Here is a 19,480-nt window from a genome sequence, read left to right as displayed (position 1 = left end):
TCAACGGGCTCATGATGTCCCACTTTCTTCGCTCTAGTCGAAAGTTCAGCAAAAACTGCAGTGCTCCAACACAGTTTTTGCTTTTTTATTAAGGCTCTTTGTCAACCGCTGTTGATGGGAAATTTTTAAAAGAAAATCAATTCATTTTCGAATTGGTTTTCTTTTTTTTATTCGAATCGTAAATTCAATTCTAATCCGGGTGTAAAAATGTGACCAGTTTCTATAGCCGTATGCCGTGCGTTTAATTTGTTTGATTTTGCGATTAACACCTTCTATTGGGCCATTTGAATAGTTGCTTGCCATCATGTTTTTAATTAATGGTAGATATTTGCGATAGGTCTTTATTGTGGTTTCAAGCTGTGGGCTGACTTTGTCAGCTCGATTTAGTGTTTTAATGAACTTTAAATAATCACGCTTTCTTAAGGCATCAACTAGGGAATGCGCAACGAAGTAAGTGTGTTGGTAGGTTGAATCTAACTCAAGACCTTGCCAGACTAATTGTTCTTGGGTGAACCAGTTCTTTAAATGCGCAAACCATTGTGGTTTACGTTGATTTAAGCCAGAATAAGTTTTTAAAAATAAACGCCAGTGATGTTTGAGAACTCGATATTCTCGTGAATTTTGAGTGAATCGATGCATTAACTGTACGCGTGTCTGGTTCAGTGCTTGGAGTCCCATTTGAACTAGATGAAAGTTATCGGCGATAACTTTTGCTTCTGGAAAAATTATGTGAATTACGGATTGATACTGTGCATTGAAATCAATAACTACTTGTTTAACTTTCCTACGTTCAGCTAAGGAATAGTTACTTTCAAAGTGATTTTGGATACTTCGATTAAGGCGATTAGGTAAAACAGAAACTAGCCGATGTGTATCACCATCAATGGCAATAAAACTCATCTGATGACCAGTGGAGCGAAATTCATCAAAACACAACGTAGTTGGTAAGGTAAGCAAGGCGGTCTTAGTCTGAATCGCTAATGAATCAAGTACTCGATTAACTGCCACTGGTGAAACATTTAATTCCTCTGCAATATCAGTAATACTACGATCTTTAGTAAGCTGTAGAATAATCATCTGTTTGGTATCTTCTGAGATTTGACAGTGTGGTTTAACTAGCGACGTTTCAGCACTAAAAGTATGTTGCCCTCTTTTGCACAGATAACGTTGTTTAAGCAGTTTTAAGATAACTGGTCGTTCTTTGATAGGTGGCATCCTGACGTTGATCAAATTAGTTCCAAAACGGACTACTTGGGATTGGCCACAAAGTGGACAGCGCTTTATCGAATAAGTTAATTTGGCATGAATGACTTGTTTCTTGGGATCAGAATTGTCAATACTGATACATTTAATATTTGGGTCTTGGATTTGAAGTATATTTTCGATAGAATAGTCTTGGGACATGTTTTCTCACTTGCCTTTACTTTTACTTTGGTTGGTATGTGGTGGTGCATTTGGGAACTTGTCCTTTTATTGTACATGAAAATTGGGTGTTGATGGAAGTTCATCAACACCCAATATTTTAGAGCCTTTATTAACCGTGCACGCTCTTTTCAAGAAATTTACAATAAAACTATTTCGCTAATATATTCTCAGTAAATTCGTATCTTTAGGCGCACTTCTCTTTTTATGGATTGAAGTCAATATTTGAGACAGATTTTAAGAGACATTCAGAACCGCGTTTACCTTCCACAGCTCAAATAAATCACTAATCGTGATTAATAACTTATTTGAACCCTGGAAAGCATTAAATCAGGCGGCCATTTGGCTCGTAAGTGTTGCAATTTCAACTTGTAAGGGGGTCTGGTAGCCCAGTGAACTATGAATTCTCTTCCTATTGTAGAAAGCATGCACATATTCAAAAAGGACGGCAGCGGCAGTTTCATAATCTTCAAAGACCGGCACTGGATAAACACATTCCTTTTTGAGGGAAGCGCGAAAGGATTCCATTGGCGCATTATCATACGGACAACCCTTACGGCTGTATGAGTGGCAGATATGTAGTTCAGTTAAACGTTGATTGTAATCATCGCTGGTATATTGAGATCCTAAATCTGTATGGATAATTAAATTGCTTGGTTTATATTTATCAACCGCACGGTTGATAGTTTTTAGAACTAGTTCATTGGTCATGTTTAAACCACGGTCCCATGAAATAATTTTTTTCGTATGCAAGTCAAGAATTGATGAAAGATACAGCCAACCATCGCGCAAGGTATATAAGTTATGTCTGTTGCCCACTTTTGATTAATTGTCTTTGTTGAAAAGTCACGATCAATAATATTTTCTCGTTCTTCAATTTTTTGTTGTTTTGGATGCCAAGTATATTTTTTCCGAATAATGGAATACAATCCTAATTCATGCATTAAATTACCAATGAATTTTTCAGAAACTTTTTCACCACAATGTTGGAGCTTCTTAGCAATTTTAGGTGATCCGTAACGACATCCTGAAGCAAAATAAATTTCTTTAATCAGCTTTCTAAAACGTTTACGACGCTTTTTCTGAATTGATACATGATTATTAGAATTTTTGTAAAAAGTGGACCGTGGAATTTTAAGAACATGACAAACATCACTTATATTGTGACCTTGAGCTGTCTTATGAGCTGTAATAATGAATGAGTTTGAATCTATTTTTTTGCGAATATGGTTAAGACTTTTTTAAGATTTCATCCTCCTCTTGAATTTTTTGATAATTCTTTTTCAATTTAAGATATTCATCTTGGCTGATGCCAGTTTGTTTATCTTCAGCATAACGCTTAATCCAAGCATAAATATTTTTATCTGAAATACCATATTCGCTGGTAAGATCTTTTACCTTTTCCCCATTTTGATAAAGAGATACAATCATCTTTTTAAAATCAATATCATATTTTTTGGCCATATAGGATATCTCCAATCTTGATAAAGATATTCTATCAAAAGTTGTCCATGATTTATACTAACTCCATCTTTTATTGCTAATCCAAGCTTCCAGCAATTTGCTGCAAAAACTGCGAAGAAGGCTCAAATTTCATATACGCGAGCGGTAAGAACTGGCGGGGGAATAGATGGCAGTGAAATCCTTACTTACGAGGAGATTCCAACAATCTGTATCGGAATTCCAGTCAGGTATGAACATACTAATTATGGAATGGTAGCTTACCAAGATTTTGCTGATACAGTCAAACTAGTAGAAGAAATTATTACTGGATTGTCATCCGAAAAAATTGCAGCCTTTTAGAAAGAAAAAATTTATTGTCTAATTGTTAATAGTCGATATCATCAAGCAGCAAAAAATGTGGGCGAATGCTTAAAAGTTACTGCAGCCGTTAAAAATGGGGTTATTGAAGCATTAAAATCAATTGATTCTCAGCAAGTGTTGGTTCTTCAAAGGCGCCCAGAATTTTTAGTCGAGACAAGTCCGCAAATACAAATTATTTTTACTGATTTGATCGTAAGATGTTGATTATAAATAACAAGCGCAAAGGTTAACAGGAAGGTATTAATGGTAAATTATGCACATAGTCTGAGTTTAATTATGAGTAATTAAGTCCAGAGGATCCAACTGCTGAATAATATGAACATTACAAAAATAGTACAAGAGACCAGGTCAGATTGACCTGGTCTCTTGTACTATTTTTATTTAGATTAAATCCAATCTTTACTTGATAGCTCCTTCTGTCACACTTGTCATGACTTGCTTTTGCAATAGGAGGAACAGAATAATAATCGGAACCATTGATAAAACAAGTCCGGCTAAGGCTAATTGCCATTGGCTGTTTGTTTCACCGAAGAAAGAATACATCTTAAGTGGAATCGTGTACATGCCATCTTTATTAACGACTAGTGATGGTAACAGGTAGTCATTCCATATTTTCATTGCATTCAAGATAACAACTGTACCTGTCATTGGGCTGACCGCTGGAAAGATAATATAAACAAAGGTTTTAAAAGGATAGGCTCCATCTAAAGCAGCAGCTTCGTCAAGAGTTTTTGAGACTCCTTGAAAAGCCCCATAAAAAAGAATAATTGAGAGGCTTACTGATAACCCGGTGTTCATAATGACCAGACTCGTTCTGTTAAGGAAATTAACTTTGCCAAAAAGTGAAAGAAGCGGGATCATAATTGACTGAAAAGGGATCAGCATAGTGCCAGCACAAAGATAGTAGAGAATTGAACTGAAAGGCCCTTTAACACGAGAAAGAGCATAGGCAGCAGCTGCCGAAACCAATGTGATTACAATGACACTGGCTACTGTGATAACTAAAGAGTTAAAGAAACTGCTTGTAAAATCAAGCGCCTGGTAAGCAGTTTTGAAATTTGAAAACGTAAAGTCCCGTGTAAACCATAACGGGTTTTGAAAAATTCCCCTTTTTCCCTTTAAAGCATTGATAATAACAATGATAAAGGGGTAGAACCAGAATAGGGCAATGATTCCAAAAAGAAAGCCAAGTAAGATTTTAGTTGATTTTTTCATCTTCTATCCCTCCCGCTTTCTTGAAAGTGCTAATTGAATAAAGGAAACAATGGTTACACAAAGGAAAAGGATAATTCCGGCTGCCTGAGCGTATCCCTGCTGGAAGTTTACAAAAGCAGTATTATAAATATACATCGAAATCATCTCTGTGGAGCGGTATGGGCCACCATTTGTAAGTGCTAAGTTTTGCTCATAGAGTTTAAACGAGTTGGCAAGTGTTAGAAATAGACTGATTGTAAAGGCTGGCGCCAATTGTGGCAGCTTGATGAAAAAGAAAATCTGGGTTGCTTTTGCACCGTCTAGAACAGCTGCTTGAATGGTATTCTTAGGAATTGCATTCAAGAAAGAAATATAGATTAACATAATATAACCGCTCATCTGCCAAACAAACAGAATTACTATCCCCCAAAAGCCTGTTGAAGGGTTGCTCAACCAACCTTTGAAAAAGTCAAGATGAAAAGCAGCGGCAATTGCCTGAAAAGCAGAAGTAAAAATGAATTGCCAGATAAAACCAAGTAGTATTCCGCCGATCAGATTTGGCATGAAGAAGATGGTTCTGAGTGATTTTGTGAGTCTGTTGTTGTGACTGGTGACGATTAACGCAAAAGCCAAACCGACTAAGTTAATTAGAATTACTGAAACAAAAGAAAATTTAACTGTTAGCCAAAAACTCTGCAGAAAGGTGGAGTCTTGAAAAAGGACTTCAAAGTTTTTCCAACCAATAAAAGAAGAGCGTAAACCATTGGAATCGGTAAAGGAATAATAAATTCCTATCAGAAATGGTACGACAATAATCAATAGTATAAAGAAAACTGCTGGTAAAACAAAAGCCAGATATTGATGTTTTTTGATAAGCATTTTTATCACTCCCCACTTTGGATTTCCCTGAGCTGTCGATATTTAGCCGATGTTTCCTTTTTCAATTCTTTCCAAGAGATCCCATTTACAAAATAGCGCTGTATATATGGCCCAAGTGCTTGGTTAGTAAAGCCATTCGGGTACTGTTTGTGAACAGGAGATTGTGCGTTTTTGGAAGTGCCGATCCGATAAATTTGTTTAGAAAGATCATCAGGCAGCCTCGAAACATCAAAGTTTTTAGTTGCAGGAACGAAACGCATTTCGTTAATGATTACGTTCTCAGCTTCTTTTGAAGTATACATCCAGTTAATAAAATCTTTAGCAGCTTTTTGCCGCTTGGGATGATCTTTAGTGATTCCTAAATACCATGAGGAACCGGTCAAAAGACGGTCAGTACCATCATTTTTAACAAAGAACGGTAACATGCCAAGATTTTTTTGCACGTATCCCTTTTCCAGACCATCAAGCGTCGGAATAATCCAATTTCCTTGAGGTATCATAGCAACTTTACCATTGAAAAAAAGGTCTTGGACAGAAGGATCATATTTAACTGAAAGAATCGGTTGTACATTATATTTTTTTACGAGATCATAATAATTTTTCATTTGCCTCTCGTATTTCCAAGGGAAAGTTTTGCTTTTGAAAGCTTTGACAAGATTATTGTTGTACGGCAGAGAAGTAAATTGTGCTGAAACAGAAGCAATTGAATTGGTATCAGCTCCGTTAAAGCCGAAAACGGCATCGATTCCAATCTTCTTTTTTTCTGAATTGAGTTTTTCAACCGCTTTCAAAAATTCAGAATAGTTATTGATCTTTGAGGTATCAATCCCAGCCTTAGCGAACACAGCTTTGTTATACGACCAGCCATAAGCCTCAAGATCGACTGGAATTCCAACCATACGTTTATTTGAAATTCCACCGCTAACAAGATTTGGTACTATGTTTTTACTTGCCTTAAGATCTTTCAGATTAATCAAATGATCCTTATACCGATCTATTTCAGGTAGCCCGCCAAGCATAATAATATCTGGAGCTTCCCCAGAGGCAAACTTCGCTTGTAAAGCAGCGGCCCCACCGCCTTGACCTGAAGTAGTAATTTGGATATTGACGTTGGGATGTTTAGCATGATACATCCGCGCTAATTTTTGATATTGTGCGGTTATTTCAGGCTTTTGATTAAAAAAGTTAAGTGTAATTTTTGAATTTTTTTCCTTTTGCGAGCTAAAACTACAACATGTTAAGACAATTAATGATAAACTCAACATAAAAGTTAGCTTAGCGATTTTAAAAAATCTTTTTTTCATGTCTTCCGCCCCGATTCATTGTCAATTGTTTGTCAAGAGCACCATTCTTTCTTACCTAAATTTTATGTTTTTATTATGAATCACTGCAGAAACAAAAGCAAAGAATAAACTCGAGGAGGCGTTTTTTATGAGTAAGATTCAAATCGAACACCTTTATAAGCGTTATGATAATGCGGAAAATGATACCCTAAAGGATATCAATCTTGAGATTGATGACAAGGAATTTGTTGCAATTATTGGACCATCAGGTTGTGGTAAGTCTACACTATTGCGTTGCTTTTCAGGTTTGGAAGAAGTTACAAAGGGAAAAATTAATGTAGATGGAAAGCGCTTCGATAATATTCCACCGCAAAAGCGCAGCATTGCAATGGTTTTTCAAGATTATGCATTATATCCACATATGACTGTTTACAATAACATGGCGTTCAACTTAAAACTTAGTAAATTTTCTAAAAGTGAAATTGATTCACGGGTCAAGGAAGCAGCACAAAAGCTTAATCTCACAGACTATTTGGCTCGTAAACCCGCGCAGCTTTCTGGTGGGCAGCGACAAAGAGTTGCTTTAGGGCGTGCAATGGTGCGCGCACCTGAAGTCTTTTTAATGGACGAGCCGCTTTCTAATTTAGATGCGAAGTTACGTGTTTCAACGAGGCAGGATATTATCGAGCTACATAAGCAGCTTGGAACTGTAACGATTTATGTAACGCATGATCAAGCTGAGGCGATGGCAATGGCGGATAAAATCTTGATCATGCGAGACGGAGTGGTACAGCAGTATGGTAAACCTGAAGAACTTTATGATAACCCGCGTAACCTCTTCGTTGCTCGTTTTATCGGTTCTCCCAGCATGAATATTTTAAAGGGTACTCTTTCGAACAAGGGAATTTTTAATTCAGGTGGTGTAAATTATGACCTTAGTGAATTCGTGAAAAAAGAAGTTTTGCCAACGGATAAAAGAGAGATTGTACTTGGCTTTCGGCCTGAGAAAGTAACGCAGGTAAAAAAGTCAGGAGATAATGATACAGCTCCTGAAAATTCTGCACAAAAAGAGGGATTTTTTGTACTTTCTGCAAGTAAAAATCTGGCTGAATACATGGGCGGCCATACGCTTGTCTATCTAAAAACTAAAGATGGTGTTAATATTGTGACTCAAACGCCTAAAAGAATTCCTAATGATGATAGCCACAAAAAATTAGATCTTTATATTCGTAATTCTAATATTTATCTGTTTGATGCTAAAAGCGGTCTGACACTTCAAAATGGTTAGCTTTACCAGATAAGAAAGAAAACGGTTAAGTTGGAGAGAAAGATTTGCTTACCATAAAAAAGCAAAAACGTACTAATTTGCAATTTGCATGTTAAAGATATAAACAAAGGAACCGTATCAAAAATGAAGTGCCCCATAATAGTTAGACAAAAATCTAATTATTATGGAGCGCTTTTTTATGACTAAATATACATTTGAATTCAAAGTTAAATTGGTTCAAGAGTACTGGAATGGAGACGTTTCTTACCCTGATTTAATGCGTAAATACAATATCCCAAGTATGATAACTATTCGAAAATGGGTTCTGCAAGCAAGCGTGCATGGGTTGTCATCTCTCAAAGCGCAACATACCAAAAAAGTTTACTCACAAGATTTCAAGCTTTTTGTGGTAAACTATGTAAAAACACATGAGGTCAGCCAAATGGCAGTCGCTGCCCATTTTGGTATTACATTCAGCCGGGTAAATTCATGGGTGAATACATTCCAAAAAATGGGTGCTGCTGGTTTACGTAAAAGGCCTCGATGGAGGCCTGCAAGTATGACTAAATCAACAAACAAGAAACTTAACCCGTCGGCCGAGGAAAAGTATAAAGAGGAAATTCTCAAACTCAAAGCACAACTTCAGGAAACTGAAATGGAACGTGATATTTTAAAAGCATTAGCGGCCATGAGGCACAATCAATGCAAGCATTAACAAGTCGCGAAAAAACAGTTATCGTGGACTCCCTAAGGTCGCAATACAAACTACAAATATTATTAGAACAATTCAAATTACCACGAGCTACTTACTACGATCAACGAAAACGGATGAAGAGACCTGACAAGTATAAAAATATAAAATTGTTCATTGAACATGTTTACCACGAAAGCCATGAGACGTATGGATATCGACGAGTATATGCGATGGCGTTAAAAGCTGGTTATACGTTATGCCGCGAAACAATTAGAAGTCTTATGAGTCTTTTAGGGCTTAAAGTTGGTGTGTATTCGAAGCACACTTCCCAGTATTCGTCATACAAAGGGCAAGTTGGACGCATTGCACCTAATATTATTAAACAAAATTTCAATCAAACCACACCATTAACCGTGTTCCATACCGATATAACACAAATTAGGCTAGTTGATGGTAAATGGGGTTATTTATCATGTGTCACTGATGAAGCAAGTGGTGAAATCCTTGTCGCCAAAGCTAGTACATCACCCAATATGGCCTTGATACAAGATACATTAGATGAATTAGAATCATGGATTACGCCCGGATCAGCAGCAATCTTACATTCTGATCAAGGCTGGCAATATCAGCAAAAAGCTTATCGTAAAGCCTTAAACAGAATGAACATTACCCAAAGTATGTCACGTAAAGGTAATTGTCATGACAACGCGCCAATTGAAAGTTTCTTTAACCTAATGAAACGAGAATGTCTGAATCGTATTCGCATTAACAACATTGATGAATTAGTCAAAGTTGTAGCAGAATACACTGATTGGTATAACAATGAACGGATTTCCATGAACAAAAATGGCCTAACGCCTGTTGAATACAGGAATCAGACCGTCATTGCATAACTCAATTCAAATTTGTCTAACTTTTTTATGGCACTTCAAAATCACATTTTGTTTCGGTTCCTTTATTTTATCTGAAAATTTACATTGACAAGACACCTCTAAAAAGGTAAAACAATAAGCATGTACCAGGGGGTGTCTTGACATTTTGAAAAATTTATTAGGAGGACTTTGGATGAACTCAACAAGAAAACTAGTAACGGTTACGGGACTAGCGTGGTTATTTGATGCAATGGATGTGGGGATGCTTTCTTTTGTGATTGACGCTGATCGGTTTATCCCACTACAAGAAATTCGCAATGTGTCCTTTAAAAATACGGAGAAGCTATAAATTTCTAGCTCTCCGTATTTTTCTTAACACTTTATTTGCTGGCTCTGTTTTTTCTAATTGCTTTATTTTAGACAGTTTTACTTCAATGTAGGCAAAAGAATTCACAGACCTTTGCCATTAATTGATAACGTTTTTCAGATCTCCTGATAAATATGCTTTTATATTATCAACAGTCATATGCAACAACCGTTCTCTTGTCTCATATGGTGCCCAAGCAATATGTGGGGTAATATAACAATTTTTGGCCTGTAATAATGGGTTATCACTAGCAATGGGCTCCCCTTTAACAACATCAGTGGCGTAGGCATAAATTTTGCCTTCATTCAAGGCATTCTTGATGTCCGCTTCATTAGCCAATTTACCTCGGGCCGTATTCAATATAATAACCCCAGTTTTCATTTTGACAATCGTATCATTATTAATTAAATCAATTGTTTCTGGTGTTTGGATCACATGCAGACTAAGCACATCAGATTGCCTTAATAGTTCATCAAATGAAACCTGCTGAATCCATGATTCAGGAACCTTTTTAGGACGATGATTATAGAAAATAACTTTCATAGAAAAAGCGTGTCCTATTTTAGCAACTTTTTGCGCAATATGGCCATAACCGATTAGTCCTAAAGTTTTCCCTTTTAATTCTAATAACGGTTTTTCCCAAAAAGTAAAATCAGGAGCCTGTGCCCATCGGTTTTCATGAACAAGCTGATTATGCAATCCAACTTGGCTAGTCACTTCTAATAATAACGAGAAAGTAAATTTTGCCACTGCGTCACTTGCATATGTGGGAATGTTAGTCACCACAACCTTGTTCTGGTGTGCGCTCTCAATATCAACGACATCATAACCGGTTCCCATGATTCCGATATACTTCAATCGTGATGTTTTGCTAATCACTTCATGATCTAGGGGTGTTTTGTGTGTAATGACGATATCAGCATATTTAATTCGTTCAGAATAGGTTATACTAGACAAAAGATCAGCTCCTAAAAGATGGGTTTGTGGTAAACACCATTTTAAAGGAAGCTGATCTTTTTTGTCCGAACAGCGTTCGGATTAATTTTACAATCTACCATATAAAGGTTATTTCTCGTTTTCTTTGATCATTAGTAATATTGTTTCTTTTTGGCGTTGCGATACATTATTGTCCAGATAAACCTCACACATTTGTTTAACTAAATCATACATTTTTGTGTTTGTAACAATGGACATACTTTTGATTAAATCATAAACTGGTGGATCAACTTTAATTGTTTTTCGTTCAGTAGCTTTATATTCTTTTTTTATTGACAAGTCTCTACTAACATCAGCAGTGTTTTTGATATTCGGTTGTACATTATTATCCCTTTTCAGTAAAGCCATCTAATTTCAACTTCTTTCCCTTTTCAGTTAGTCTATTCCCATTAATGAATTCATGTTCATAATGGAAACCTTCAACATCTCCAGTGCTTTCAAACGATTCAATACGTTTTAGAAGTTCATTAAATATATCAGCATACAGTGAAAATATTCGCTTATCATGATAATCTTCAAATTGAACCCCTTGAGCTGTATACCATTCTAATCTGGCATGGTTATTAATAATATTATTAAATACATTATCACGTCCAAAATATTCAATAGTTTCATCAACTATTTTTTGCTGTAGAGGCCTACGTGCCTGCAATAAGACTGGTAACACACCAGCAACTTGTACATTGATTAAATCTCCAAAATCATTAACTAGTGTTTGTAAATATGTAAGTATTAAGCGTTTTGAACCATCAAAAGAGAATTGTTGGGTCTCTTGAATAACGATAACGTAATCAGCACAAACCATTGCATTATCAACTTTAATATCCGTTGATGGTGGAACATCAATAAAAATGAAGTCGTAAGAATCTTTTATTTTGTCTAAAAGCTTTTTCAGATAAAATGTTTTGTCAGCTAATGATTTAAATTTTTTGTCTAAAAACTCTGTATAGTTACGCATATCATAATCGCAACCAATCATATCAATTTTAGGTGATAAATTAACAATGCCTAGAGATAAATCTTCTTTTTCTAAACAAGCCATTAATGTATTCGGTATTTCAGGATTTCCAAATGTTTTTGACAAGAATTGAGTTGCATTTCCTTGTAGATCAGTATCTATAACTAGAACTTTTTTATTAAATATAGTAGCAGCTACTATAGCTTCCATTACAGTATCAGTTGTTTTTCCTACTCCGCCCTTTTGCTGGGCATTTATGATCGTATATGTCATTATGCCACCTCCAAAAATAAATATAACTCAATTATAAGGGAATGTAAAATAAAATGTAATAAATCTCCTTTTGATATTTTTGTCTAAAGGAGAAAAGGAGAATAGTCTCTTAGGAGAAAAAGAGAATAAGAGACTAGGAGAATAATACACTAAGAGAAAAGGAGATTAGGAGAAAAGGAGACTTTTCGGCTTGTAATTGTTCTTAGATAGGCTTTTTTAATAAAAAAAGGAGAAAAGGAGATTAGGAGAAAAGGAGAATAGTCTCTTAAGAGAAAAAGAGATTAGGAGAATAAGAGATTAGGAGAATAAGAGATTAGTACACTTTTTGTAAAAAGGAGATTTTTTGCATTTTAGCTTTACAAAAAGGCTGTAAGGGTGTATATTTTAAGCATAGAAAAAAGGCTATCTCAAAAGAGATAACCTTCATAAAAAGAAAAGCCACCTGATATTGGCGTATCAGACAGCAACCAAATTCAATATTATGTAGTTGTATTATACAATATTTTACCGATATTGTAAATGTGTGTGATTTCAAAGACTTAGGAGACAAGCTAAGTAGGTAATGCTAGTATATTGTAGGTTTCATATTTCGATATGTGACAGCTGCTTACAGTTGAAAGTAATTCAAGTAGACAAGTCGTGAACTCAGCGACTACTTCACAAAAAAAATTGAGTGCTCTTAAGATTGAACAATCCAGTTTTAAGGGCAAGCTTGACCTTGCTTGTAGGCTAGAAACTACTATTAAAAGGTTGGTGGTAAAACGGTAGAAATACAGAATCATGTAACTGTCATGATCGAACAAATAAAAATAATGATTATGACGTCTGCTAGGGCGTTTTTTAGTAGATAGATACGCAGTTGAAAGTTACATGATTAGCAGAAATGCTAGAAATTGATTGTTAAATGAGTGACGACTATACTTCGAGAAAGTAAAGTAGATTAAATTTTTCTCTTTCAAAAACAAGGGAAAAATTTTGCTTTCGTTCAGAACTACCATCTCAAAAGTAAAGCAGTCTACATTCCAGTTGTCAATGAATATTGTTGAATATATTGAAAAAATTTGAACAAATATATAATGAAATTCACAAAGTCAAAAGGTTGTTAAATTAAGTAGTTTAGAGGTATACCAATTTATGTTTAGTTTGTGAAAAAATAGAATGAATTAAATTGTTAGATAGAGGTTGGTAATAGGGATATAGTTACTTTTTCTAATCGGGATTATGTAAACTTTTAAATTTCAACAGAATAAAAATTCAATACGTTGTATAAAGATAGTAAGTTTATTTTTCATTTTTTTTATATGGAAATTATAACGTAGAAAGGGGGTTAGAAGATGAATGAAATACAAAAGTATATCGATAAGTATTGTTTTACTTCTGAAGAGAACCGACGTTTTGCACGCTCGAATTTTACAAAGTTAGTGCATACGAATGCTCGTTTTGAGGGGGTTAATACCACTTTACCGCAAACACAAACTATTATGGATGGTATGAGTGTTGCAGGGGTGCCAGTAGAAGATGTTTTAACTATTGTTAATTTAAAGCGTGGTTGGCAGTATGTGACTGTCCAAGATGAACCTTTAACGTTAGCAATGGAAAAGCAGATTAACAAAATTGTGGCGGCGGAAGATGCCTTAGTTCCTGGTGATTTACGACAGGGTCAAGGTGGGGTTAATTTAGGTGGTGAAGAATTTTTTGAACCACCATTAATTGATGAACAACAGGAACAAGTTTTTTTACAAAAAATATTGATTGATTCACAGATAACAACTACTGATAAGGCTCTGACAGTCATGTATCATAATATGCGCCAACAAATCTTTTGGGATGGTAACAAAAGAACAGCTACTTTAAGTGCTAATAAAATTATGATTGATGGTGGTGCTGGTTTGATTAACGTTCCTTTGGATAAGTGGGATAAATGGAATGAGTTAATTGCTGATTATTATCGTACCAATGATATGACAAAAATTAAACAGTGGACGTATGATAATGCTATTCAAGGTTTAGATGTGCGAAAAAACAAAGAAAAAGATTAACCCAGATTTGAAACAACCCAGAGTTAAAAAAGAACAGCTAAATAGGTTGGGATATAAAGATACTGATATTGATTATTTGATACTAAGCCAATTAATTGCGAAGAAATATCCATGAAATTAGTTAGTCAAAAACGTATCACGACCAAAAAAAACAAAATAAATAAAATCAAGTGGAAATTGAATTAAACGTAATAATATTAATTGGAGAATAAATAGTGAAAAATAGAACAGTAGGCATTTGGTTAGCAATCATTGGTGCATTTTTTTGGGGCGCTGCAGGGACGGTAGCTCAATTTTTATTTAATAATTATAGTCTATCTCCACAGTGGTTGGTAGGTATAAGATTATTAACATCAGGTTTTTTACTATTGGCGTTTGTATTATTTATTAAAAAGGAGCCTATATTAAATATTTGGCAAAATAAAAATAGTGTTATGTTACTGTTAGCCTTTTCATTTTTGGGAATGCTTCCATCACAGTTCACATATTTTATGGCAATTAAGTATGGGAATGCTGCAACTGCTACTATTTTACAATTCACTGGTCCACTGTTCATTATAATTTTTATTGCATTAAGACAATTAAAGTTTCCCCGTAGAATAGACTGTATTTCAATTATTATTGCAATGATCGGTACAATTTTGTTGGTAACCAAAGGACATTTAAATACATTATCTTTAGCACCTATGGCTGTTTTTTGGGGGTTATTGGCTGGACTTAGTCAAGCGTCCTATACTTTAATTCCAAAAAAATTATTGAGTGACTTTAGTCCCTTAATATCCTTATCAACTGAGTCAGCGAGGACGACTTCGTTAGCTGCCTTTGGCAAGTGCCCCTTGGTTAATTGTAGGTTTTTAGCGATGTACTCGTCGTTATTCATCCCAACGAATTGTGCGGATTCACGTTTTCCGCCAATTTTCATATTAACTGGTGTAATGCCAAGTGTTGCGGTTTTGTCGTCGCTTAACTGATCCACCTGTTTCGTTGTCAGTAATGACTGTCCGGCATTGCCATTAGCGTCTTTGGTCATTACAAAGGACTTAGACTGCCAGCTGTCCACCGCAGCGGTGTTAGCTGTTGCCAGCCCGAGCGCCAGGGCACTTAAAATGAAAATCAAATAACTGATTAAGACGACGACTGTTAGAATCAAGCCGTACCGTAGTTTTTCTTTTTTAATCTCTCTCATTGCTAAAAACATTTGTTCCTCCTGTATTTGTTGCAGTTCAGCAAACTTACTATACACAAGTATACATGCTCTTATGATGAGATTCCGGACTAGTTTTGCTAGTTTGGTAAAATATCATCATAGGAGCATTTTTATTTAGGGTTACACGTTATGAAGAGGGGCCGTGCCATAAGTCCTTCAAAACAAAAGAGATTAGTGAAAATCGTTCTTTGATTTTCACTAATCTCTTCTTTTGTGTTATAAAATAATTATAATTGGTGTTCTTCGCCACCAATTTTCTAATATTCATTGCCATCAAGGCAATTCCAGCCTCCCTTTTTACCTTTTCAAGCCCCCTAACTGAAAATCTTCTAAAACCTAAACAAGCCTTCAATCCACCAAAAACTGATTCAACGTCTATTTTACGTCGACCGTAAATTGAACCAGATTTTATTGATTCCATAAATAATTTACTAACAGAGAAGGATTTAGCACCGACTAGTTCAACTGAGAAGGGAAGGGAAATTATTTTCTTAATTATGAAAGCAAATAATAAAAAGGACACTATTCCATTATTTGCAAACCGTTAAACGTAACCTAGAAAATCTTGGATTTAACGTAACTTGGGCGTTGAGCGATAGATAAATTTCCAATAAGCAGTTTAAGAGGGTCTATAAGTAATAAATAACCCCTTAAAAACATTGTTAAAATAGCACCCCTATATCTATAATGTATATATAGGGTGTTATTATTTTTCTTTCATTAACAAATAACGTCTATTTTTCAGAAAAATTGTTGGATCTTTGTACTAATTGAACTAATTTCTTGCTGAGATAAAGTGGCCACAACTTCGCCATCTGATCGTTTTGTTGGATCGATGGCACGAACATGTTGCAATAATGCTGTGCCGTGAATTTCTTCCTTGTCTACCCCGATAAATAACGGTGATTTAACATACTTTTCCAGGGTACGATATTTATCAGATGTACTTATTGGTACAACAAGGATCGTATTAAAATAGCGATTATAGTGATCGTTGCTCACAATTAAACACGGTCGCTTTTTCTTAGTTTCAGTGCCTTTAGCCGGATCTAAATTAATCCACAAAATAGCGCCTTGTTTTAATTTCATTAATCAAAGTCTTCACTTTCTACGTCTTTACCCCAATCAACTTCTGTTGTACTGAGATTTCCAAACTTTTTTTCTTGTTCATCAACAAGTTGCCATAGATCCGGTTTACTACGAACAATCATTACTTTACCATTTGGTTCAATCTGCCATTCAATTGTGTCAGTAGAACGAACTTTTAACAGTTCACGTACTGTTTTAGGAATTGTAATCTGATTTTTACTTGTGATCTTCGAGCTAACCTTAGTTACATTGCCTGCACTCACAATATCATCTCCTTACTTTTTCCTTACAAAAATAATAACATAACTGCTTTAATATTTCAAGAAAAGGAGAAAAGACTATGCAACAAGTTGTCTTACCAATCAAAGATTCAAATGTTCTCAAAGAGGTTCAAGATTCGTTACTCAATAATTTCAAAGCTGGCCAGCGTAACTATACAATCTAAAAAATATAGCGTAGCGACGTTCTTATTTGATTCTATTAAAAGGATGTGACGAATCTAAAATTTGCTGAATGGTCTTTAAGGCAAGAATAAAAGGGAGTAGAAGATTATGTATAGTCCATAAAGTGAAGAATACTTAAAAGATGTGCTAATTCGTTTTGCGTATCATTCGACAGGAATTGAGGGAAATACACTAACCTTAAATGATACTAGATTAATTTTAGCGTATGGCCAACTTCCAAGTGAAAAAGGGCATTCTTTAAAAGAGGTTTTTGAGGTAGAAAATCACCGACAAGCTTTTGACTATCTTTTTAAAGAAGCAACAGACAAAAGACCCTTTTTGCCGTTAATAGTGCGTAATTTTCACAGATTATTAACCGATCACATACTACCAGACGGCGGACAGTATAAGAGTCTGCCGAACTATATTCAGGGTGCGGAGTTTAAAACGGCAGAACCCTTTGAGGTATCTAACAAAATACAAGCCTGGTGTGATCAACTTAATCAAGCATTTCAAACTGATAAAAGCCTTGATGATACTTTGACTACTTTAATGGAAAAACATATTGAATTTGAAAGAATACACCCATTTAGTGACGGTAATGGTAGAACAGGAAGGATGTTGATTGATTATGGCTTGGTTCTAAAAAAAGAACCGATATTGGTTATTGAAAGAAAAAATCGTGATGAATATATCCAATATGAAGTTAACAAAGATGTACCAGGACTAGTTGAATATGCAAAAAACAAATTAACTAATGAACGAGAACGTATGCTAAATTTTTATCAAACGTCCGAGAGGATAAAAGCATTTCAAAAGAAAGAGTTCAATTTACTTCAAAAGACCACGAAGCCGTTTCTAAAGAACAACGAATAAAGAAATTAAATGATACCCAATTGAATGAAGAGTATACTAAGCTGAATCAGGCAAATACTAAGCAACAAAAAGAAATAGATTTAATTAGAAAAGAAATCAGTAATAGAACTCAAAATCAACTTAAAGAGTTTGCTAAAAAGAATCCAGAAATAGGCTTACAAAAAAACAAAGAGAACAAAAAATACAGCCCTAGTTTGTAGGATTGTCTTTTTTGAACTTATCAGGCTTTTTGTTTTTCACATAGTCAGAAAAAATTTTCAAAAATTGTTCTGTTTCATCAGTATTAAGATTGTCGATTTCAAAGTATTTATCTAAGAGTGCTCCTTTTTGAATTAATAATCTAGTTCGTTCTTTTCTTTTTTTAGCATTTTCATAATATTCTGATTGGCGAAGTTTGAAATTCTCTTGTTCTATTTTTTTCTTTAAACGTGCTTGCTGGTTGACCAACTTTTCATATTGATTAGTCATTTGAAACACCACCAATTTAGGCTTGATTATTTTTTAGAAAGTTAGAAACTTTTTGAGCGAGGGCTTTTATTTCAGCATTAGATAAATTAGCATAGTCTAAATTAGCTTGCTTAATAATTTGCTTACCTAAGTTCTGTTCAATCTTAACTTTTTCAGCCTTTATTTTTCGGTTAAGTTCTTCAAATTGTTGTTGTTGTTTTTGAAATTTGGTTAATGACATAACAGTTTCCTCCTAAATCGCTTAGTAAAGTCACTTAAATATTATCACTAAAAATAATTAATGACAACTGGTTAGTTGAATACCCACTAAAAAAATAGTAAAATAATAATAGATATTAAGGAATCATTGTTCGAGTTAAACGAGGTCAATGCGCACTTACACGTCATCAAAAATGACGTTGTGCTAAACCCATTAAAACCTGTATTAGAAGTCGCCGATGGCGACAACAAAGTTAAACCCATAGAACCAAAGTGAGAAGGTGACTGATATGGCAATCTTTCATATGAGTTTTAGTAATATTAGTGCCGGTAAAGGACGAAGTGCCATTGCCAGTGCTGCTTATCGAAGTGGTGAAAAGCTATTTGATGATAAGGAAGGTCGCCACTATTTTTATGCCCGATCGATCATGCCAGAAAGCTTTATTTTGACGCCAAAAAATTCACCTGAATGGGCGAGTGATCGAGAGCAGTTGTGGAATGAAGTTGAAAAGAAAGACCGTAAATCAAACTCACGGTATGCAAAAGAGTTTAACGTGGCTTTACCAATTGAGTTAAGTGTAGATGAACAAAAAACATTATTAACTAAATACGTGCAAGAAAACTTTGTTGATCAAGGCATGGTAGCCGATGTAGCGATTCATCGTGATCACCCAGATAATCCACACGCACACGTGATGTTAACCAATCGCCCATTTAACCCCGATGGTACTTGGGGACAGAAAACAAAAACAGAATACATTTTAGATAGTCATGGTAATAAAACTAAGACCCCTGCAGGGAATGTGAGAAACCGAAAAATTTGGTTGGTTGATTGGGATAAAAAAGAAAAAATAACTGAATGGCGGCACAATTGGGCGGCAAGTGTAAATCAGGCTTTAGAGCAAAAAAACATTCCTGATCGGATCAGTGAAAAATCATTTGTGGAACAGGGAATAGCTGACACACCAATGCAACACGAGGGAATCAATAGCAAACGGCATGAAAGAAAGGCATTTAATCAACAAGTTAAGAACTATCGTAAGTCCAAAGCTAGCTATAAAAATATGCAGGAAAAAGTAGCTAATCGAGGTCACTTAGATAGCCTAAGTAAACACTTCTCGTTTAACGAGA

The 19,480-nt window shown here is 35.1% G+C and carries 23 protein-coding genes and 4 pseudogenes; 11 read left to right on the top strand and 16 right to left on the bottom strand.

Annotated features, from left to right (window positions below; translation table 11 throughout):
- Nucleotides 1-141: 141 nt before the first annotated feature.
- From G6O70_RS01020 to G6O70_RS01005, 4 genes are all read right to left on the bottom strand, one after another.
- On the bottom strand, nucleotides 142-1,404 hold the full coding sequence (locus G6O70_RS01020; RefSeq protein ID WP_219934260.1) for an ISL3 family transposase: 1,263 nt from the start codon (nucleotides 1,402-1,404) through the stop codon (nucleotides 142-144).
- A 348-nt stretch (nucleotides 1,405-1,752) separates the two neighbouring features.
- Nucleotides 1,753-2,241, bottom strand: a complete 489-nt coding sequence (locus tag G6O70_RS01015) for an IS3 family transposase (RefSeq protein WP_083481957.1) — start codon at nucleotides 2,239-2,241, stop codon at nucleotides 1,753-1,755.
- The gene (locus G6O70_RS12395) at nucleotides 2,136-2,510 is read right to left on the bottom strand and encodes an IS3 family transposase (protein ID WP_373566373.1); all 375 of its coding nucleotides are present in this window, start codon (nucleotides 2,508-2,510) and stop codon (nucleotides 2,136-2,138) included. The genes G6O70_RS01015 and G6O70_RS12395 overlap by 106 nt, the downstream gene beginning before the upstream one ends.
- 142 nt (nucleotides 2,511-2,652) lie before the next feature.
- On the bottom strand, nucleotides 2,653-2,886 hold the full coding sequence (locus tag G6O70_RS01005; RefSeq protein ID WP_057870410.1) for a transposase: 234 nt from the start codon (nucleotides 2,884-2,886) through the stop codon (nucleotides 2,653-2,655).
- A gap of 54 nt (nucleotides 2,887-2,940) precedes the next feature.
- On the opposite strand from G6O70_RS01005, the gene G6O70_RS01000 reads away from it, so the two are divergent.
- Together G6O70_RS01000 and G6O70_RS00995 are read left to right on the top strand one after the other, a co-directional pair.
- The gene (locus tag G6O70_RS01000; protein WP_083481959.1) at nucleotides 2,941-3,225 is read left to right on the top strand and encodes a hypothetical protein; all 285 of its coding nucleotides are present in this window, start codon (nucleotides 2,941-2,943) and stop codon (nucleotides 3,223-3,225) included.
- Between the two features lie 9 nt (nucleotides 3,226-3,234).
- A complete protein-coding gene (locus G6O70_RS00995) occupies nucleotides 3,235-3,450 on the top strand; it encodes a gamma-glutamyl-gamma-aminobutyrate hydrolase family protein (protein WP_112303949.1) in 216 nt (71 codons plus the stop codon).
- A 195-nt stretch (nucleotides 3,451-3,645) separates the two neighbouring features.
- Here G6O70_RS00995 and G6O70_RS00990 read toward each other — a convergent pair whose 3' ends face one another.
- Genes G6O70_RS00990 through G6O70_RS00980 form a run of 3 tightly spaced genes read right to left on the bottom strand, consistent with a single transcriptional unit; the run spans nucleotide 3,646 to nucleotide 6,623 of the window.
- Nucleotides 3,646-4,461 (bottom strand): carbohydrate ABC transporter permease, encoded by an 816-nt coding sequence (locus tag G6O70_RS00990; RefSeq protein WP_011668823.1) that lies wholly within the window; start codon nucleotides 4,459-4,461, stop codon nucleotides 3,646-3,648.
- 3 nt (nucleotides 4,462-4,464) lie between these two features.
- Nucleotides 4,465-5,319 carry a carbohydrate ABC transporter permease gene (locus G6O70_RS00985; RefSeq protein ID WP_021355944.1) on the bottom strand — a complete coding sequence of 285 codons (855 nt, stop codon included), beginning with the start codon at nucleotides 5,317-5,319 and terminating at the stop codon, nucleotides 4,465-4,467.
- 5 nt (nucleotides 5,320-5,324) lie between these two features.
- Nucleotides 5,325-6,623: an ABC transporter substrate-binding protein gene (locus G6O70_RS00980; RefSeq protein ID WP_057870411.1), complete on the bottom strand. Its 1,299-nt coding sequence runs from the start codon at nucleotides 6,621-6,623 to the stop codon at nucleotides 5,325-5,327.
- A gap of 127 nt (nucleotides 6,624-6,750) precedes the next feature.
- Here G6O70_RS00980 and G6O70_RS00975 point away from each other — a divergent pair, with 127 nt between their 5' ends.
- The 4 genes and pseudogenes from G6O70_RS00975 to G6O70_RS00960 all read left to right on the top strand — a co-directional run.
- A complete protein-coding gene (locus G6O70_RS00975) occupies nucleotides 6,751-7,890 on the top strand; it encodes an ABC transporter ATP-binding protein (protein ID WP_011668826.1) in 1,140 nt (379 codons plus the stop codon).
- A 178-nt stretch (nucleotides 7,891-8,068) separates the two neighbouring features.
- On the top strand, nucleotides 8,069-8,584 hold the full coding sequence (locus G6O70_RS00970) for a helix-turn-helix domain-containing protein (RefSeq protein ID WP_258236128.1): 516 nt from the start codon (nucleotides 8,069-8,071) through the stop codon (nucleotides 8,582-8,584).
- The gene (locus tag G6O70_RS00965; protein WP_219934258.1) at nucleotides 8,572-9,456 is read left to right on the top strand and encodes an IS3 family transposase; all 885 of its coding nucleotides are present in this window, start codon (nucleotides 8,572-8,574) and stop codon (nucleotides 9,454-9,456) included. Before G6O70_RS00970 ends, G6O70_RS00965 begins: the two co-directional genes overlap by 13 nt.
- A gap of 253 nt (nucleotides 9,457-9,709) precedes the next feature.
- Nucleotides 9,710-9,784 (top strand): annotated as a pseudogene (locus tag G6O70_RS00960) (DNA-directed RNA polymerase subunit beta); the annotation flags it as partial.
- Nucleotides 9,785-9,901: 117 nt separating this feature from the next.
- Here the strand turns inward: G6O70_RS00960 and G6O70_RS00955 are convergent.
- The 3 genes and pseudogenes from G6O70_RS00955 to prgP form a co-directional block, all read right to left on the bottom strand.
- Nucleotides 9,902-10,738 (bottom strand): annotated as a pseudogene (locus G6O70_RS00955) (D-2-hydroxyacid dehydrogenase); the annotation flags it as partial.
- A gap of 129 nt (nucleotides 10,739-10,867) precedes the next feature.
- Nucleotides 10,868-11,146: a DNA segregation protein PrgO gene (prgO, locus tag G6O70_RS00950; protein WP_057870418.1), complete on the bottom strand. Its 279-nt coding sequence runs from the start codon at nucleotides 11,144-11,146 to the stop codon at nucleotides 10,868-10,870.
- Nucleotides 11,124-12,029 carry a ParA superfamily DNA segregation protein PrgP gene (gene prgP / locus G6O70_RS00945; protein ID WP_057870419.1) on the bottom strand — a complete coding sequence of 302 codons (906 nt, stop codon included), beginning with the start codon at nucleotides 12,027-12,029 and terminating at the stop codon, nucleotides 11,124-11,126. Before prgP ends, prgO begins: the two co-directional genes overlap by 23 nt.
- A 1,334-nt stretch (nucleotides 12,030-13,363) precedes the next feature.
- On the opposite strand from prgP, the gene G6O70_RS00940 reads away from it, so the two are divergent.
- Entirely contained in the window at nucleotides 13,364-14,068 is a 705-nt protein-coding gene (locus tag G6O70_RS00940) for a Fic family protein (protein WP_057870420.1), read from the top strand.
- Between the two features lie 215 nt (nucleotides 14,069-14,283).
- Nucleotides 14,284-14,835, top strand: a pseudogene (locus tag G6O70_RS12390) (EamA family transporter); the annotation flags it as partial.
- Here G6O70_RS12390 and G6O70_RS00935 read toward each other — a convergent pair.
- From G6O70_RS00935 to G6O70_RS00920, 4 genes and pseudogenes are all read right to left on the bottom strand, one after another.
- Complete coding sequence (locus G6O70_RS00935; RefSeq protein WP_258236127.1) at nucleotides 14,799-15,311, bottom strand: hypothetical protein; 513 nt, start codon at nucleotides 15,309-15,311, stop codon at nucleotides 14,799-14,801. The pseudogene G6O70_RS12390 and the gene G6O70_RS00935 overlap by 37 nt on opposite strands.
- A gap of 91 nt (nucleotides 15,312-15,402) precedes the next feature.
- Nucleotides 15,403-15,672 (bottom strand): annotated as a pseudogene (locus G6O70_RS12070) (transposase); the annotation flags it as partial.
- A 344-nt stretch (nucleotides 15,673-16,016) separates the two neighbouring features.
- Nucleotides 16,017-16,364 (bottom strand): type II toxin-antitoxin system PemK/MazF family toxin, encoded by a 348-nt coding sequence (locus tag G6O70_RS00925; protein ID WP_057869868.1) that lies wholly within the window; start codon nucleotides 16,362-16,364, stop codon nucleotides 16,017-16,019.
- Nucleotides 16,364-16,627 (bottom strand): type II toxin-antitoxin system PrlF family antitoxin, encoded by a 264-nt coding sequence (locus G6O70_RS00920; RefSeq protein WP_001748062.1) that lies wholly within the window; start codon nucleotides 16,625-16,627, stop codon nucleotides 16,364-16,366. The genes G6O70_RS00925 and G6O70_RS00920 overlap by 1 nt, the downstream gene beginning before the upstream one ends.
- A gap of 324 nt (nucleotides 16,628-16,951) precedes the next feature.
- On the opposite strand from G6O70_RS00920, the gene G6O70_RS00915 reads away from it, so the two are divergent.
- Entirely contained in the window at nucleotides 16,952-17,683 is a 732-nt protein-coding gene (locus G6O70_RS00915) for a Fic family protein (RefSeq protein ID WP_233419163.1), read from the top strand.
- A 20-nt stretch (nucleotides 17,684-17,703) separates the two neighbouring features.
- Nucleotides 17,704-17,883, top strand: a complete 180-nt coding sequence (locus tag G6O70_RS00910; protein ID WP_057869869.1) for a hypothetical protein — start codon at nucleotides 17,704-17,706, stop codon at nucleotides 17,881-17,883.
- On the opposite strand, the gene G6O70_RS00905 is transcribed toward G6O70_RS00910, so the two are convergent.
- Entirely contained in the window at nucleotides 17,873-18,151 is a 279-nt protein-coding gene (locus G6O70_RS00905) for a hypothetical protein (RefSeq protein WP_057869870.1), read from the bottom strand. The two genes, G6O70_RS00910 and G6O70_RS00905, sit on opposite strands and share 11 nt — an antisense overlap.
- A 16-nt stretch (nucleotides 18,152-18,167) precedes the next feature.
- Nucleotides 18,168-18,371 (bottom strand): hypothetical protein, encoded by a 204-nt coding sequence (locus G6O70_RS00900; RefSeq protein ID WP_057869871.1) that lies wholly within the window; start codon nucleotides 18,369-18,371, stop codon nucleotides 18,168-18,170.
- 268 nt (nucleotides 18,372-18,639) lie between these two features.
- Between G6O70_RS00900 and mobQ the strand changes: the two genes are divergently transcribed.
- Nucleotides 18,640-19,480 (top strand): MobQ family relaxase (gene mobQ / locus G6O70_RS00895; protein ID WP_219934257.1); only part of this gene is annotated, 841 nt, incomplete at its 3' end.

Origin of the sequence: Liquorilactobacillus hordei DSM 19519, from assembly GCF_019443985.1 — a bacterium.
Classification (GTDB): domain Bacteria; phylum Bacillota; class Bacilli; order Lactobacillales; family Lactobacillaceae; genus Liquorilactobacillus; species Liquorilactobacillus hordei.
This window is presented reverse-complemented; position numbering and strand designations above follow the sequence as displayed.